Raw genomic sequence first — 16,748 nt, 5'->3', positions numbered from 1 at the left:
TACGCCCCGGGGTTTCATCCGGGGCGCGACTTTCACGCTTGTTGCACGATTGCCCGCGCCGTTACTGGCCAACCGGCGGCGGCGCCAGCACTTCCCGGGCGCCGTTGGAGCCCATCGACGACACCACACCGGCGCCTTCCATCGCCTCGACCAGCCGCGCGGCGCGGTTGTAGCCGATCTTGAAACGGCGCTGCACGGCAGAGATCGAGGCCTTGCGGGTCTCGGTGACGAACTGCACGGCTTCGTCGTAGAGCGCATCCTGTTCGGCGTCGTCGTCGCTGCCCCCCTCGGCCTCGAGCCCGGCCAGGGCGTCTGCCGAGACACCGCCGGAGAGAATCTCGTCGATATACTCAGGCTCACCGCGACGCTTCCAGTCTTCTACCACCCGGTGTACCTCGTCGTCGTCCACGAAGGCGCCGTGCACGCGGTTGGGCGGCCCGGAACCCGCGGGCAGGTAGAGCATGTCACCGTGGCCCAGCAAGCTCTCGGCGCCGCCCTGATCGAGGATGGTGCGCGAATCGATGCGTGACGAGACCTGAAACGCCATGCGGGACGGAATGTTGGCCTTGATCAGACCCGTGACCACGTCCACCGACGGGCGCTGGGTAGCCAGAATCAGGTGGATACCGGCGGCCCGGGCCTTCTGCGCCAGGCGCGCGATCAGCTCTTCCACCTTCTTACCAACGATCATGAACATGTCGGCAAATTCGTCGATCACCACCACGATATAGGGCAGCTTCGCGAGAATCGGTGGAGTCTGGTGCATCTCCCAGGGCTGGGGTTCCCAAAGCGGGTCCGCCACCTGGGCGCCGGCGCGCTCGGCCTCATCGAGACGGGCGTTGAAGCCGGCGATATTACGCACGCCCATCGCCGCCATCAGTTTATAGCGCCGCTCCATTTCGGCCACGCACCAGCGCAGGCTGTTGGCGGCCTCTTTCATATCGGTGACCACCGGCGCCAGCAAGTGTGGAATGCCGTCGTACACCGAAAGCTCGAGCATTTTTGGGTCGACCATGATCAGCTTGAGCTCATCCGGCGTGGCCTTCATCAGCATCGAAATCAGCATGGCGTTGACGCCCACCGATTTACCCGAGCCCGTAGTACCCGCTACCAACAGGTGGGGCATCTTGCCCAGATTCGCCACGACCGGGCCACCGCCGATATCCTGACCCAGCGCCATGGTGAGCGGCGAGCTCTCCTGCTGGTAGCGCTCGGAGTCGATCACTTCACGCAGGCGAATCATCGCCCGGTGCGGGTTGGGAATCTCGATACCCACGGTCGGACGGCCGGGAATCACCTCGACCACGCGTACGCTCTTGACCATCAGCGAGCGCGCCAGGTCCTTGGCCAGATTGCTGATCTTGGAAACCTTCACCCCCGGTGCGGGTTTGATCTCGAACCGGGTGATGACCGGGCCCGGCCAGGTATCCACGACCTCCGCCTTCACGCCGTAGTCGCGCAGGCGCACTTCCAAAAGCTCCGCCATGTCCGAGAGCTCCTGGTCGGAGTAGTTGGGCTGGTGCGGCTCCGGCGGAGTCAGAAGCTGATAGCTCGGCACATCGCCTTCGGGCTCGTCCTCGGTCTCGAACGCTGGGCGCTGGTTTTGCAGGTGCTCGACGGTCCAGAGCGCTGGCCCGGTATCCGGCTCCTGGGCTGCCCGCTCCGAGGCGAAGGTGGGTTCCTGGCGCGTGGGCCGCGGCGCTACCGGCGGCTCCGGGGCGGGCTCAGGCTCTTCGTCATCCTCCCACACGGGTTCCGGGACTACCTCGGGCACTCGTTGAGCGCCGCTGGCCGGTGCGGGCTGTGTTTCGCGCGCGGGCGGGGCATCCGGCGTCTCATCGAACGCTTCATCGTCATACGGCGCGTCGACGTACTCGTCATCGATATAAAAACGTGAATCGCTGGCCGGCGCCGCCTCGAATTTAGAGGCGCGCAGCGGCAGTGGCTCGTCTTCGGCCTCGTCGGCGCTGTGTGGAGCAGCTACTTCGCGCTCGGGCATGGGCGGCTCGAACGGCGGTGCTTGCTCAGCGGATTCGGCGTCGTAAAACGGCGCGGCTTCACTGAACGGTTCAGCGCGGTCCGGTGAGGTGTCATCGGCTGGCGCAGCGTCGGCTGCCGACACTTCGTCGCGGGCGGAGATCGCGAAAGCATTCGAGGGCCGCGGGTTTTCAAACGCCGATACCGGCTCAGAAACAGCCGGTTCAGAAACGGCCGGCTCGCTCTCTTCTTCATCGAGCGCCGCTTCCGGCGGCGGTACAAAGGCGGCCGGGCGTTCGGGCTCGGGCACCTGTGGCGTGGGCGCTTTTTCGGCGACCTCCTCCGGTGCTACGTCGGGCTCTGGCGCCGCGGCGTGCGCCGGTGCGTTCTGCTGAGCCTCGTCGGGGGCCCAGGCGGCGGGGCGCGGCGACTCCTCAAAGGTAGGCTCGGCTTTGGCAGGTGGCGCGGGGGCCGGCTCGGGATCCGCTGGCGCCACGGGGCTTGCTTGTTCACTCGGCGGCGGGGTAGTGCCGGCCGCGACCTCCCAAGGAATCGAGGTGTCGGTGGTCTCTTCGGCCTCAGGTTCCTGGTCGAAGGCCATCATGCTGGGCTCGCGGCGGCTGCCCGCGCGTGCGGGTTTGGGCGTCGGCGCCTCGCTGCGCGCCGCCACGGGCGCCTCTTCTTCTTCCTCGTATGCCGGCGCCTGGTCGTCGCGCTCCTTGCGGGTGCGCTCCTTGAACTTGCGCTTGGCTTCTTTGGAGGCGGCCTTGACCGCGGCGCGGTCTTCGCGTTTTTGCTTACCTCGAGCGCGGCGCTCGCGCAGCGAGCCGCCCAAACGACAAAACCGCTTGCCCAGTTCATCGGCAACGTTGAGCCAGGACATGCCGGTAAACAGCGGGAAGCCGATCAAAATCAGCGCGGCGGCGATAAGCCCCACCCCGCCGCTACCCACGAGCGGGCGGAGCGTGCCGACCAGCCCCTCGCCCAGAATACCCCCAGAGGCGTAAGGCAAAATGCTTTCCGGGTGATAAAAGTGCAGCGCCCCCAGCATGGTGGTGCCGAACATCAAAAGCACCAGCCCCCCGGCGTGCACCGCAATGGCGACCGGGTCGAGCTCGAAGCGCACCTGGCGCGAGCGCATCAGCCACCAGGCGGCAAACCCGAACATGCCGGGCCACCAAAGGGCACTGGCGCCCAACAACGAGTAGAGTACGTCGGCAAGCCAGCCACCGACCGGGCCCATCCAGTTGCGCACGTCGGTTTCCGGCCCCTGGTAGGACCAGCCCGGGTCTTCCGGCTGGTAGCTAAATAGCGCAAGCAATAAAAATACGCAGAGCGCGAGCAGGACCACCACCACGCCTTCGCGCATGGACCCTTGCAGGCGTAGGCCAAAACGCCGCGCCTTGTCCTTGGCCGCTTTGACCCGTGCCGATTGAGCCGGCTGGGCCGACGATGAAGGTCGACGCGAACCGCCCTGCGTTCGCTTGTCTACCGTCTTATTTACTTTCAAGCGATTCTCCCTTTACACCTGGTGGCGTCGTTAATCCACTTGCGAGTTTGCATCATACCGAGCATCCTTTCGCCATCACAGCGCTTGTCGTCAGGCGTTGGTCTCTTTAAAGACGCTACCCGGGCCTTGTTGATTCAAAGGCTCTTTATTTAAAGGCCACTTTTTACAAAGCCATAAGGAGCCCTTTCGATGCTGCCCTGGCTCTCCTCGCCAACACCGGCCTTCCCGGATACGGCCAAAGCACTCGACGTGCCCGACGGCCTGCTTGCCGCCGGTGGCGAGCTTTCTCCTCTCTGGCTGGTCGAAGCCTACCGCCGGGGTATCTTCCCCTGGTACAGCGATGACGACCCGGTGCTTTGGTGGAGCCCCGACCCGCGCATGGTCCTCGAGCCGGCGGCCTTCAAGCTGCGGCGAAGCCTGGCCAAGCGGTTACGCAATGGTGGCTTTAGCGTGACGCTGAATCAACACTTCGAACAGGTAATTAACGCCTGCGCTGCTCCCCGTCAAGGCGAGCCGGGTACCTGGATCAACCCCGATATGCGCCTGGCCTACCAGCGCCTTCACGCCCTCGGCATTGCCCATAGCATCGAAGTTCACCGCGACGGCGAGCTTGCCGGGGGGCTTTATGGGCTGGCCATGGGGCCGGTGTTTTTTGGCGAGTCGATGTTCTCCCGCGCCCCGGACGCCTCCAAGGTGGCGCTCGCCCACCTGGCCCGCGCCATGGCGGAAAACGGCGGCGCGCTGATCGACTGTCAGATGCACACCCCCCACCTGGAACGTTTGGGCGCCGCCCCCATCGCTCGACAGACCTTCGTAGGCTATCTTGAACAGTGGCTGCCGAAAAACGCGTTTAGCCTATCGCCAGGCAGTCACGCAGCACCGAGCGTGCCGGCCTCGCCCTGGCTTGCCGCCGTGGCCACCGCTGAAAGCCGTTAGCCCCTTACAAGGAGACCGCCGTGAGTAGCAGCACTCCCCGCGGCCCGGCCCGCGATCTACGCTTTTTTTTGACCGTGCCCCACGGCTGTAGCTACCTGCCTGATCAAAAGGCGACCACCCTGTTTCTCGACCCCCAGCAAGCCCCGACCGGGAGCGTTTACCAGGCGCTATCGCTGCTGGGCTTTCGTCGCAGCGGGCGCCATTTATACCGCCCCCACTGCGAGGATTGCCAGGCGTGCCGGTCGGTGCGCATACCGGTGGCCGACTTCGAGGCCAATCGCACCCAACGCAAGATCCTACGGCGAAACGCCGATATTACCACGCGCGTGGTCCCCGCCCGCTTCGATAACGCCCACTACGCGCTCTACGCCCGCTACATTCGCGAGCGCCACAGCGACGGCGACATGTACCCGCCGAGCCAGGAGCAGTATCGCACCTTTTTAACCCTCGACGAGTCCTACGCGCAGCTTTTAGAGATGTACCTGGACGACACCCTGGTCGGCGTAGCCGCCTTCGATGAACTCGAACACGGTCTTTCGGCCATCTATACCTTCTTTGAAGCCGACGAGGCCCTGGACCGACGCTCCCTGGGAACGCTTGCGATCTTACGTTTGATCGAGCTTTGCCATGAAAAAGGGCTGAACCACCTTTACCTTGGCTACTGGATCGAAGAGTGTCGAAAGATGCGCTACAAGCAGGCTTTTTCACCGCTCGAGGTGCTCGATGGGCGCCAATGGCGCTCGCTCATACGTTAAAATGGCGTGCTTTTTTGCCTTGACGCCAGGCTTGCGGCACAATATAGCGCTGCTCGCACAGCCCTTGTACACTACGAGCGCTGCTTACCTGCGATTAATGACGTTAAATAAGTGAGGATTTGCCTATATGGCACGCGAAGACCATATTGAAATGGAAGGCGTTATTGTTGATACCCTTCCCAACACCATGTTTCGGGTCGAGCTCGAAAACGGCCACGTGGTGACGGCCCATATCTCGGGCAAGATGCGTAAGAACTACATCCGCATCCTGACCGGCGATAAAGTCAAGGTAGAGCTTACGCCCTACGACCTGTCCAAGGGCCGCATCGTTTACCGTTCGCGCTAAACACCGGCGCTACCTGCTTTGCACAACGTAAAGCTACCTGCGTAATTCTTAATACGGCGCCTTAACATGACAACGCCCCGTCAATGACAGGGCGCTGTAGGTCGGCTTATCGCTCCGTTGTCCTGCTACGGGGCGTCCGCCATCTCGGACTCGGTCGAAAGCGAAAGCTCGCCCTCTTCCAGGCTTACGTGCACCGTACCGCCGTGCTCGGCCAGCTCGCCGAATAGAATCATTTCGGCCAGCGGCTTTTTCAGCTTTTCCTGGATCAGGCGGGCCATGGGGCGCGCGCCCATATCCGGGTCGTAGCCCTTGTCCGCCAACCAGTCTCTTGCGGTATCGTCCACGTCCAGCTGGACGCGCTTCTCGTCGAGCTGCGCTTGAAGCTCGATCAGGAACTTGTCGACCACATTGCGTACCACCGAAATCGGCAGCGAGCTGAACTGGATGATGCCGTCCAAACGATTGCGGAATTCCGGCGAGAACGTACGGCGAATGACTTCCATGGCATCCGTGGTGTGATCCTGGGTCTGGAAACCGATCGAGCGGCGCGAAGCCTGTTCGGCACCGGCGTTCGAGGTCATGATCACGATTACGTGGCGGAAGTCCGCTTCGCGGCCGTTGTTGTCGGTCAAGCGGCCATGATCCATGACCTGCAGCAGCAGGTTGAACACTTCCGGGTGCGCTTTTTCGATCTCGTCGAGCAGTAGCACACAGTGCGGCTGCTTGTTGACCGCCTCGGTCAGAAGCCCGCCCTGGTCGTAGCCCACATAGCCCGGCGGCGCACCGATCAAGCGTGAAACGGTGTGACGCTCCATGTACTCGGACATATCGAAGCGCACCAGATCGATGCCCATGATGTGCGAGAGCTGCTTGGCGACTTCGGTTTTACCGACACCGGTGGGGCCTGCAAACAGGAAGCTACCCACCGGCTTGTCCGGTGCCTTGAGGCCGGCACGCGAAAGCTTGATCGCCGCCGAAAGCGAGTCGATCGCCTCGTCCTGACCAAACACCAGCATCTTGAGATCACGGTCGAGCTTTTCGAGCTGCTTACGATCCGAGCTCGACACGCTTTTCGGCGGAATGCGCGCAATGGAGGCGACCACCGCCTCGACCTGATCCACATCGATGGTATCCACGCGCATCTCGGAAGGCAGCATGCGCTGGTGCGCACCGGCCTCGTCGATCACGTCGATCGCCTTGTCCGGCAAAAAGCGGTCGTTGATGTAACGGTCCGCCAGCCGCGCCGCACTCTCGAGCGCAGCGTCGGTATACTTGAGCTCGTGGTGCTCTTCGAAGCGCGAGCGCAGCCCCTTGAGAATCTTGATGGTGTCATCCACCGAGGGAGCCGGCACGTCGACTTTTTGGAAACGACGGGCAAGCGCGCGGTCTTTCTCGAAAATACCGCGAAACTCCTGGAAGGTGGTCGAACCGATACAACGAAGCTCACCAGACGAAAGCAGCGGCTTGAGCAGGTTCGAGGCGTCCATGACGCCGCCGGAGGCCGCCCCCGCGCCGATCACCGTGTGAATCTCGTCGATGAAGAGAATCGCGTTGGGCTGCTTTTTGAGCTCGCCCAGAAGACTTTTCAAGCGCTTCTCGAAGTCGCCCCGGTATTTGGTGCCGGCAAGCAACGCGCCCATATCGAGTGAATAGACGACCGCGTCGGCGATGACATCCGGCACGTCCTCTTCGACGATGCGCTTGGCAAGGCCTTCTGCGATCGCGGTTTTACCCACGCCCGCTTCACCGACCAGCAAGGGGTTATTCTTGCGGCGGCGGGCCAAAATCTGCACCACGCGCTCGAGCTCATGGTCGCGCCCGATCAGCGGGTCGATCTTGCCAAGCCTGGCCTGCTCGTTGAGGTTGCTGGCGTAGCCGGTAAGCGGGTGTGCGGCGCCTTCGGCGCTGGTTTCTTCCACGTCCTCGCCTTCCTGCTGGGAGGCATTGGGCGCGTTGTGGCCAGAGACCTTGGAAATTCCATGGGCGATATAGTTGACGGCATCGACTCGAGCAACGTTTTGCTGCTTGAGGAAATAAACGGCCTGGCTCTCCTGCTCAGAGAAGATAGCCACGAGCACGTTGGCGCCATTGACTTCGCTTTTTCCCGATGACTGGACATGGAATACCGCGCGCTGAAGCACGCGCTGAAAGCCGAGCGTCGGCTGCGTTTCGCGCTCGCTCTGGCCTTCGGGAATCAAAGGTGTGGTGGAATTGATGAAATCCTGCAGATCGGACCGCAGCTTGTCGAGGTTTGCCCCGCACGCTTTTAGCACGTCCACCGCCGAGGCGTTGTCCAATAGCGCTAAAAGCAGATGCTCGACGGTCATGAACTCGTGGCGCTTCGAGCGAGCCACGGTAAAGGCCGTGTTCAGGGTCAGTTCAAGTTCTTTGCTCAGCATGGCAGTCCCCTTTTCGCTACTACCCAAGGTGGTTTATACCCGGGACTTGCGTCGGATCGGTGTAATCGACCGGCACTTTCAACATCGGGTACAAATGCCCCGCTTGCAAGCCCCGCTACCACTTTTTTTCAACGCACGGCGCTTTAACGGGCTCGTGGGTCGATCAGTCGGCGGCTTCGATATCGCTCATAAGCGGGTGTTCGCATTCGCGGGCGTATTCATTGACCTGATGGCTTTTCGTCTCCGCGATATCGCGGGTAAAAATGCCGCAGGTGGCTTTGCCTTGAGTATGCACGGCGAGCATGATCTCAACGGCTTTTTCATTGTTCATATTGAAAAAGCCCTGGAGCACTTCGATGACGAACTCCATGGGGGTGTAGTCATCGTTGTGCAGGATCACTTTATATAACGGCGGCTGAGCGACTTCGGGCTCCGAAGTCTGCACATCCAGGTCGTCGTCATACTCGGGCCTATCCGGGCGCGTCATACCCAAAATCAGACTATTTAGACAAGGGCTTTCGAAGTTGGTCATAAAGCTTGGCGTATCGTCTCTGTGCTGACAGGCGGATGGTGCAAGCAGGTTTGCTCTAAGACGCCCAGAGTCAGCAAGGGTTCATGGAAAAGACAAAATTATCACACTGGATAAAACAAAAAACCCCCGCCCGCCGAGCGGACGAGGGTTGTGACCACGAAAGCGTTTAACCCTTGGCGACGATGGCAAGTGCGTCGTTTAAGGTTTTGCTCGGGCGCATGGCCTGGCTTGTAAGCTCGCGGTCCGGGTGGAAGTAGCCTTTGATGTCGACCTTCTTACCCTGGGCGCCGTTGAGCTCGTCCATGATTTTGGTCTCGTTGTCGCGCAGCGTTTTCGCAAGCTTCGCGAACAGCGACTGAAGCTCGGCGTCCTGGTCCTGGGCGGCCAGCGCCTCGGCCCAGTACATGGCCAGGTAGAAGTGGCTGCCGCGGTTATCGATTTCGCCGGTCTTGCGCGAAGGCGACTTGTTGCTGTCCAGAAACTCCCCGTTGGCTTCATCCAGCGCCTTAGCCAGCACCGTGGCGCGCTTGTTGCCGAAGGTGCTGCCCAGGTGCTCGAGCGAGGCGGCCAGGGCCAAAAACTCGCCCAGCGAATCCCAGCGCAGGTGGTTCTCTTCGATGAGCTGTTCGACGTGCTTGGGCGCGCTTCCGCCGGCGCCGGTTTCGAACAGACCGCCGCCGTTCATCAACGGTACGATCGAGAGCATCTTGGCGCTGGTGCCAAGTTCCATGATCGGAAACAGATCGGTCAGATAATCGCGCAGCACGTTACCGGTGACCGAAATGGTGTCCTCGCCCTTACGGATACGCTCCAGCGACAGGTTCATCGCCTCGACCGGCGCGAGGATACGGATATCCAGACCGTCGGTGTCGTGGTCGGCAAGGTAGGTCTCGACCTTCTCGATCAGCCTGGCATCGTGGGCCCGGTTAGCGTCGAGCCAGAAGATCGTCGGCGTGCCGCTTTCCCGCGCCCGGTTGACGGCAAGCTTCACCCAGTCCTTGATCGGCGCGTCCTTGGTCTGGCACATCCGCCAGATATCGCCGGCTTCCACATCGTGGCTAAACAGCGTCTGGCCGTTTTCGTCGGTGACGACCACGGTGCCATCGGCAGGAATGTGGAAGGTCTTGTCGTGGGAGCCGTACTCTTCGGCTTTTTGGGCCATCAGACCCACGTTGGGCACGCTGCCCATGGTGGTCGGATCGAAGGCGCCATTTTTCTTGCAGTCCTCGATCACGCTCTGGTAGATGGTCGCGTAGCAGCGATCCGGAATCACCGCCTTGGTGTCCTGAAGCTCGTCACCCGCGTTCCACATCTTGCCGGAGTCGCGAATCATGGCCGGCATGGAGGCGTCGATGATCACGTCACTGGGCACGTGCAGGTTAGTGATGCCCTTGTGGGAGTTGACCATCGCCATCGGCGGGCGTTCTTTGTAGAGCGCGTCGATGTCGCTTCTGATCGCCTCAGACTGCTCGGAAGGCAGTTTCTCGATCGAGCTGTAAAGATCGCCCAGGCCCGAGGCCGGATTGAAGCCGGCAAGCTTCAGCGCACCGGCATGCTTTTCGAGTACGTCTTTATAAAACTCTTCGACCACGATACCGAACATGATCGGGTCGGACACCTTCATCATGGTGGCTTTTAGGTGCAGCGAAAACAGCACGTTACGCTTTTTGGCGTCCTTGATTTCGCTGTCGATGAAGTTGCGCAGTTTACGGCTGCTCATCGAGGCGGCGTCGACGACTTCGCCTTCGAGCACTTTCAGGCTTTCCTTGAGTACCGTCGCCGTGCCGTCTTTTTGCTTGAGCTCGATCTTGAGCGAGCCCGGCGCCTTGATGACCGCGGACTGCTCGGTGGCGTAGAAGTCGCCCTCGCTCATGTGCGCTACGTGAGAGTCGGAATCCTTGCTCCACTCGCCCATGCGGTGCGGGTACTTGCGCGCGTAGTTCTTGACCGACTTCGGCGCACGACGATCCGAGTTGCCTTCTCTGAGCACCGGGTTCACCGCGCTACCCTTGGCCTTGTCATAGGCGGCCTTGATGGCTTCTTCGTCGGCGTTTTGCGGCTCGTCAGGGTAGTTCGGAAGATCGAACCCCTGGGATTGCAGCTCTTTGATGGTCGCCTTCAGCTGCGGGCCCGAGGCGCTGATGTTGGGCAGCTTGATGATGTTGGCTTCTGGCGTGGTGGCAAGCTTGCCAAGCTCGGCGAGGTCGTCGCTGACGCGCTGCTCGCTGCTCAAACGGTCGGGAAACTGCGCCAGTACGCGGGCGGCCAGGGAAATATCGCGGGTTTCCACTTCCACACCGGCAGGGTCGGTGAACGCATCGATAATCGGTAACAGCGAGTAGGTTGCAAGCGCGGGGGCTTCATCGGTGAGCGTATAAATGATCTTCGGCGTTTCGGACATTTTGCGTTAACCTCGTTTCTGTCGCTGTGACTAAAAAATTCCAGGCGGCTTACTCATCGAGCTGCGCCGCGAAGAGTTTGAGCACGGCGCGTTTGCCACGGCCACCATCGCGGCGTTTTCGATAAAAGCGGCGCGAAGGCGATGATGCCATTCTAACGTTTAGTATTTGTGTATTTCCGCGCTGTACTTTACTCCTTTATGCGATTGTCGACAAATTCACCCCGCCACATGAGAGCCCGATGAGCACGCTCTATCTTCTACACAAGCCCTATAAGATGCTGTCCCAGTTTACCGACACCGAAGGCCGCGCGACGCTTTCCGATGTGATCGATGTACCCGGGGTCTACGCGGCGGGCCGGCTCGATTACGACTCTGAAGGGTTATTGCTACTAAGCGATGACGGCGCGCTGATTCACCAGATCGCGCACCCCCGCCACAAGCAGCCCAAGACCTATTGGGCCCAGCTCGAAGGGGTGATCGACGATAAAGCGCTGGCCGCGCTCAGAGCGGGGGTCACGCTCAACGACGGCCCTACCCGCCCGGCCAAGGCGCGGCGCATCAACGCCCCGGCTATTGGCGAGCGCACCCCGCCCCTCGACCCCAAACGCCACCCGAACACCTCGTGGCTCGAGCTCACCATTACCGAGGGGCGCAACCGTCAGGTACGCCGTATGACCGCCCACGTGGGCTTTCCTACGCTTCGCCTGGTGCGCGCCGCCATCGGCGCCTGGCGCCTCGATGATTTAGCGCCGGGCCAGTGGCGCAAAGAGACCCTGCACGCCCCGAAGGCGCCCCAAAAGCCCGGCGGATACAAGCGCCCAGGGCAAAAACCGCGGAGCAAAAAAACGTCATGAAACGCATCCACGCCACCGCCGCCTGCGTGATCGAGCAAGATGGGCGCTACCTGATGGTCGAAGAGGAGCGCGGCGGCCCGGCCACGCTTTTCAACCAGCCTGCGGGCCACATCGAACCCGGTGAGGGGCCGATGGCGGCGGCGCTGCGCGAAGTCGAAGAAGAAACCGCCTGGCGGGTACGCCTGACCCATTACCTGGGGCTTTGGGTCTTTCACACTGCGGATAAAACCTTTCATAGCCACGGCTTTATCGCCACGCCGGACACCCACCTGGCAACGCCGCTGGACGCCGATATTCACGCCACGCACTGGCTGGCGCTTCACGAAATCAAAACCCTCGAGCGCGCGGGAAGGCTTCGAAGCCCGCTGGTGGTCAGGCGGATCGAGGCCGCCCGCGCCGGGCATCAATACCCGCTAAGCGTGATCAGCGAGTGAAGCACTCGAAGCGCCAGGCCCGCATCGTGTATAATCGCGGCCAATTGCATACCACTTTACGAGGATGGCCATGACATCCACTCACAGCACGCCCCTGGCACCGGCCGTCGGAACGCCGGCCGCAGGCAAGGTGATCGTCGGCATGTCCGGCGGCGTCGACTCGTCGGTTTCCGCACTTTTGCTCCTGCAGCAAGGTTATGAAGTCGAAGGCCTGTTCATGAAGAACTGGGACGAGGACGACGGCACCGAATACTGCACCGCCAAGGAAGACCTGGCCGACGCCGAAGCCGTGTGCCAAAAGCTTGGTATCAAGCTGCACACCGCCAACTTCGCTGCGGAGTATTGGGATAACGTTTTCGAGCACTTTCTGGCCGAATACAAGGCCGGGCGCACCCCGAACCCGGACATCCTGTGCAACCGGGAAATCAAGTTCAAGGTGTTCCTCGACTACGCCGAGATGCTCGGCGCCGACAAGATCGCCACCGGCCACTACGTACGCCGCGGCGAATACGATGGCCGCCCGCGGCTATTGAAGGGCCTGGATCGCAACAAGGATCAGAGCTACTTTCTGCACGCGGTGCCCGAAGCCGCCATCGCCAAGACCCTCTTCCCGGTGGGTGAGCTCGAAAAGCCCGCGGTGCGGGCGCTGGCTGAAGAGCATGACCTGGTGACGGCGAAGAAGAAGGACTCCACCGGTATCTGCTTTATCGGTGAGCGTCGCTTCAAGGACTTTTTGCAGCAGTACCTGCCCGCAAAGCCTGGCAAGATCGAAACCGCGGAAGGTGATGTGATCGGCGATCACATGGGCCTGATGTACTACACCCTGGGCCAGCGCCAGGGCCTTGGCATCGGGGGCCTGGCCAACTACTCCGAGGAACCCTGGTACGTAGTGGACAAGGATCTCGAGCGCAACGTGTTAAGGGTCGTGCAGGGCAAGGCCCATACGCGCCTATACACCGATTCGCTGGCCACCGAGGCGATGGACTGGGTGGCAGGCGTGGCACCGGTTTCCGAGGGCCGCTTCACGGCCAAGACCCGCTACCGCCAGAGCGACTGCCCTTGCTTTGTGCGCACGCGCAGCGACAACGGCGTCGACGTCATCTTCGACGACCCGCAGTGGGCGGTCACACCTGGCCAGTCGCTGGTGCTCTACGATGGCGACATCTGCCTGGGGGGCGGGGTGATCGACACTACCTGGAACGCCGCCGAGGCCGCCGCATGAGCGCGACCACGCCGATTCATCGCGCCCCGGACTCCCCTTCCGCCCGCCAGGCACTGGCGCTGGCCGGGGTGTTTCAGGCCGCAAGCCTGGTCGATGAGCTGGCGCGCACTGGCCAGGTCGAGCCCCGCGCCTGGGAGACGTTGATCAACGCAACCCTTGACACCAACCCGGCAAGCTTCGAGGCGATCTACGGCGGCCACCCCAACAACCTGCGCCGCGGGCTCGATACGTTGGAGGCGCTGGTGGGACGCAAGCAGGCCGACCCGGTGGTGCTGCGCTACGGGTTTTCGATGCTGATGCTGATGAACAAGCTGCGCAGCGATACCGCCATGCTCGACGCCCTGGGCCAGAAGCTCGACCACGTTCAGGGCCAGGCGGAGCACTTCGGCCCGGTGCATGAAAACGTGATCGCAAGCCTGGGCGAAACCTATCAGGAGACGATCTCGACGTTCAAAACGCGCATCGTCGTCCAGGGCGACCCGTCGCTTTTACAGACCCGCATGATGCCCGAGCGAGTGCGCGCCTGTTTGCTGAGCGGTATCCGCTTTGCCCTTTTGTGGCATCAGCAGGGCGGGCGGCGCTGGAAACTGATGTTTCAGCGCAAGGCGCTGCGCCGCGCCCTCGATAGCCTCAACTAGGCCTTATTCAAGACACCGACTTTTTATACCTGGAAACCTTGCCATGCAACTCACCGCTTTGACCGCTCTCTCTCCCGTCGACGGCCGCTACGCCGATAAAGCCGCCGCGCTCAGAGAACACTTCAGCGAATTCGGCCTGATCCGCGCTCGCGTCATCGTCGAAGTGCGCTGGCTGCAGCGCCTGGCCGAGCACGAGGGCATCACCGAGGTCAGCGCGCTCTCTCAAGACGCCACGGCGTTTTTGGAAACGCTGATCGACGAGTTCTCGGTGACCGACGCCGAGCGCATCAAGGAGATCGAGCGCACCACCAACCACGACGTCAAAGCGGTGGAGTACTTTCTCAAGGAGAAGATCGAGGGCCAGGCGGAGCTTCACGCGGTCACCGAGTTCATTCACTTCGCCTGCACCAGTGAGGATATCAACAACCTCTCCTACGGTGTGATGCTGGCCGATGGCCTGAAGGCCGTGTTGCCCACTCTGCACAAGGTAGCCGACGACATCGCCGAGCTTGCCGTGGCCCACGCAGCGCAGCCGATGCTCTCGCGCACCCACGGTCAGACCGCAAGCCCGACCACGCTTGGCAAGGAGATGGCCAACACCGCTTACCGCTTGAAGCGCCAGCTCAAGCAGATCGAAAGCGTCGAAGTATTGGGCAAGATCAACGGCGCGGTGGGCAACTACAACGCTCACCTGGCGACCTACCCGGAGATCGACTGGGAAGCCAACGCACGTACCTTCGTGCAGGGGCTAGGCCTTTGCTTCAATCCTTACACCACCCAGATCGAACCCCACGACTACATTGCCGAACTGTTCGATGCGATCGCCCGTTTCAACACCATTTTGATCGACTTCGACCGCGACGTGTGGGGCTACATCTCGCTTGGCTACTTCAAGCAGCGCACCGTGGAAGGCGAAATCGGCTCTTCCACCATGCCGCACAAGGTCAACCCGATCGACTTCGAGAACTCCGAGGGCAATCTAGGGCTTGCCAATGCGGTGCTCAATCACCTGGCGCAGAAGCTGCCGATTTCCCGCTGGCAGCGCGATCTGACCGACTCCACCGTGCTTCGAAACCTGGGCGTGGGCCTGGCCTACGCGCTGATCGGCTACCACGCGAGTCTCAAGGGCATCAGCAAGCTCGAAGCCAACCCGACGCGCCTGAATGAAGACCTGGACAACAGCTGGGAAGTACTTGCCGAGCCGATCCAGACCGTGATGCGCCGTTTTGGCATCGAAAAGCCCTACGAGAAGCTCAAGGAACTGACCCGCGGCAAGCGTATCGACCAGGCAGGCTTCTCCGCCTTCATCGATTCCCTCGAGCTTCCCGATGAGGTCAAACAAGAGCTAAAAGCCCTTTCGCCGGCCAGCTACATCGGTAACGCCGAGGCCCAGGCTAGAGCACTACCCAAGCGCCTCGATGCGCTATAACCCGCGCCGACTCACCAGGAATTCGCCATGAGCCAACACAACGAGCCGCTGACCCTGCTGGGCGATCTAACGCCCGAGGAATTTCTGAAAAGCTACTGGCAGCAAAAACCGCTGCTGATTCGTGGCGCCATGCCGGATTTCGTCAGCCCCCTGGACCCGGACGAGCTGGCCGGGCTTGCCTGCGAACCCGGCGTCGAGGCGCGACTGGTCGAAGAACAGGGCCCGGAAGGCCCCTGGCAGGTCTCCCAAGGCCCCTTCGACGACGCCACCTTCGAACGCCTGCCCCAGAGTAACTGGAGCCTGCTCGTTCAAGCGGTGGACCATTACGTACCCGACGTCGCCGCGCTGATGAAAGCGTTCAGCTTTCTACCCAACTGGCGCCTCGACGACATCATGGTGAGCTACGCCCCGCCCGGCGGAAGCGTTGGCCCCCACGTGGACCAGTACGACGTGTTTTTGCTGCAAGGCCGGGGTCAGCGGCGCTGGCAACTGGGCGGCAAGCAATCCGATGACGCGCCGATCATTCAGGGCATCGATTTAAAGATTTTGGAAACCTTCGAGATCGAGCCCGACTCCGACTGGACGCTGGGCCCGGGCGACATGCTCTATTTGCCGCCGGGCTGGGCGCACCACGGCGTGAGCCAAACCGAGGACTGCATGACCTTCTCGGTGGGCTTTCGCGCGCCCTCCGCCGACGAGGCGATCACCTCGTTTGCCGACTATCTCGGCGAGCAGTTGCCAGGCTCGAAGCGCTACAGCGATGCCAGCATGGCGCCGGCCGAGAATACCGGGGAGCTCGACGACGCTTCGCTCGAGCGGATGCGTCACTTCATCCTCGAAACGCTGGACCAGCCCAAAGAGCTTGCCCAGTGGTTTGGCCGGGCCATGACCCAACCAAAGTATATGGACCAGGTCATGCCGCTGGAGGAGCCGCTGGCCGAAGAAGCCCTTGTCGCGCAACTACACGCGGGTGAGCCGCTCTTTCACATGCCCGGCTCGCGCATCGCCTGGCGCTCGGAGTTTGGCACCACCACGCTGTTCTTCGATGGCGACGGCCTGGCCTGCAGCGAGGCGCTGGCCCGCCGCATTGCCGATACCACGCCCATGTACGACGACGTTCTGGGGCTCGAAGACGCTCAACGCGTGCTCACGCATCTGGTCAACGCCGGAAGCCTGGGCTTTATGGACGAAGAAGAAGACGAGTAGCGCTGAATACGCGTTACCTCGCAAGCGCCGCTTTCAAGCGGCGCTTTTTTTATGCCCGAGCCCTGGCGGGCGTAAAACGACGACGTAATCGCGCCGTTTGAATAAGCCC

The 16,748-nt window shown here is 61.8% G+C and carries 13 protein-coding genes; 9 read left to right on the top strand and 4 right to left on the bottom strand.

Annotation, left to right across the window (positions count from 1 at the left end; all coding sequences use genetic code 11):
* Positions 1–61 precede the first annotated feature (61 nt).
* The gene (locus tag ACWHVV_RS05525; RefSeq protein WP_447928459.1) at positions 62–3,487 is read right to left on the bottom strand and encodes a DNA translocase FtsK 4TM domain-containing protein; all 3,426 of its coding nucleotides are present in this window, start codon (positions 3,485–3,487) and stop codon (positions 62–64) included.
* A 189-nt stretch (positions 3,488–3,676) separates the two neighbouring features.
* On the opposite strand from ACWHVV_RS05525, the gene aat reads away from it, so the two are divergent.
* The 3 genes from aat to infA all read left to right on the top strand — a co-directional run bounded on the left by aat (position 3,677) and on the right by infA (position 5,524).
* Positions 3,677–4,423 carry a leucyl/phenylalanyl-tRNA--protein transferase gene (aat, locus tag ACWHVV_RS05520; protein ID WP_447928458.1) on the top strand — a complete coding sequence of 249 codons (747 nt, stop codon included), beginning with the start codon at positions 3,677–3,679 and terminating at the stop codon, positions 4,421–4,423.
* A gap of 20 nt (positions 4,424–4,443) precedes the next feature.
* Complete coding sequence (locus ACWHVV_RS05515) at positions 4,444–5,178, top strand: arginyltransferase (protein WP_447928457.1); 735 nt, start codon at positions 4,444–4,446, stop codon at positions 5,176–5,178.
* 127 nt (positions 5,179–5,305) lie between these two features.
* Complete coding sequence (infA, locus tag ACWHVV_RS05510; RefSeq protein WP_007111068.1) at positions 5,306–5,524, top strand: translation initiation factor IF-1; 219 nt, start codon at positions 5,306–5,308, stop codon at positions 5,522–5,524.
* A 125-nt stretch (positions 5,525–5,649) separates the two neighbouring features.
* Here infA and clpA read toward each other — a convergent pair whose 3' ends face one another.
* From clpA to ACWHVV_RS05495, 3 genes are all read right to left on the bottom strand, one after another.
* On the bottom strand, positions 5,650–7,923 hold the full coding sequence (gene clpA, locus ACWHVV_RS05505) for an ATP-dependent Clp protease ATP-binding subunit ClpA (protein WP_447928456.1): 2,274 nt from the start codon (positions 7,921–7,923) through the stop codon (positions 5,650–5,652).
* 163 nt (positions 7,924–8,086) lie between these two features.
* Positions 8,087–8,410 carry an ATP-dependent Clp protease adapter ClpS gene (gene clpS / locus ACWHVV_RS05500; protein WP_447928455.1) on the bottom strand — a complete coding sequence of 108 codons (324 nt, stop codon included), beginning with the start codon at positions 8,408–8,410 and terminating at the stop codon, positions 8,087–8,089.
* 211 nt (positions 8,411–8,621) lie between these two features.
* Positions 8,622–10,856, bottom strand: a complete 2,235-nt coding sequence (locus ACWHVV_RS05495) for an NADP-dependent isocitrate dehydrogenase (RefSeq protein ID WP_447928454.1) — start codon at positions 10,854–10,856, stop codon at positions 8,622–8,624.
* Positions 10,857–11,095: 239 nt separating this feature from the next.
* Between ACWHVV_RS05495 and ACWHVV_RS05490 the strand changes: the two genes are divergently transcribed.
* The 6 genes from ACWHVV_RS05490 to ACWHVV_RS05465 all read left to right on the top strand — a co-directional run bounded on the left by ACWHVV_RS05490 (position 11,096) and on the right by ACWHVV_RS05465 (position 16,639).
* Positions 11,096–11,710, top strand: a complete 615-nt coding sequence (locus ACWHVV_RS05490; RefSeq protein WP_447928453.1) for a pseudouridine synthase — start codon at positions 11,096–11,098, stop codon at positions 11,708–11,710.
* A complete protein-coding gene (locus ACWHVV_RS05485) occupies positions 11,707–12,144 on the top strand; it encodes an NUDIX domain-containing protein (protein WP_447928452.1) in 438 nt (145 codons plus the stop codon). The genes ACWHVV_RS05490 and ACWHVV_RS05485 overlap by 4 nt, the downstream gene beginning before the upstream one ends.
* Positions 12,145–12,214: 70 nt before the next feature.
* Positions 12,215–13,366: a tRNA 2-thiouridine(34) synthase MnmA gene (gene mnmA / locus ACWHVV_RS05480; protein ID WP_447928451.1), complete on the top strand. Its 1,152-nt coding sequence runs from the start codon at positions 12,215–12,217 to the stop codon at positions 13,364–13,366.
* The gene (hflD, locus tag ACWHVV_RS05475; protein ID WP_447928450.1) at positions 13,363–14,004 is read left to right on the top strand and encodes a high frequency lysogenization protein HflD; all 642 of its coding nucleotides are present in this window, start codon (positions 13,363–13,365) and stop codon (positions 14,002–14,004) included. The genes mnmA and hflD overlap by 4 nt, the downstream gene beginning before the upstream one ends.
* 43 nt (positions 14,005–14,047) lie before the next feature.
* Positions 14,048–15,433 (top strand): adenylosuccinate lyase, encoded by a 1,386-nt coding sequence (gene purB, locus ACWHVV_RS05470; protein WP_447928449.1) that lies wholly within the window; start codon positions 14,048–14,050, stop codon positions 15,431–15,433.
* Positions 15,434–15,460: 27 nt separating this feature from the next.
* Complete coding sequence (locus ACWHVV_RS05465) at positions 15,461–16,639, top strand: JmjC domain-containing protein (protein ID WP_447928448.1); 1,179 nt, start codon at positions 15,461–15,463, stop codon at positions 16,637–16,639.
* Positions 16,640–16,748 lie beyond the last annotated feature (109 nt).

Source organism: Vreelandella sp. EE27 (genome assembly GCF_968206495.1).
This window is presented reverse-complemented; position numbering and strand designations above follow the sequence as displayed.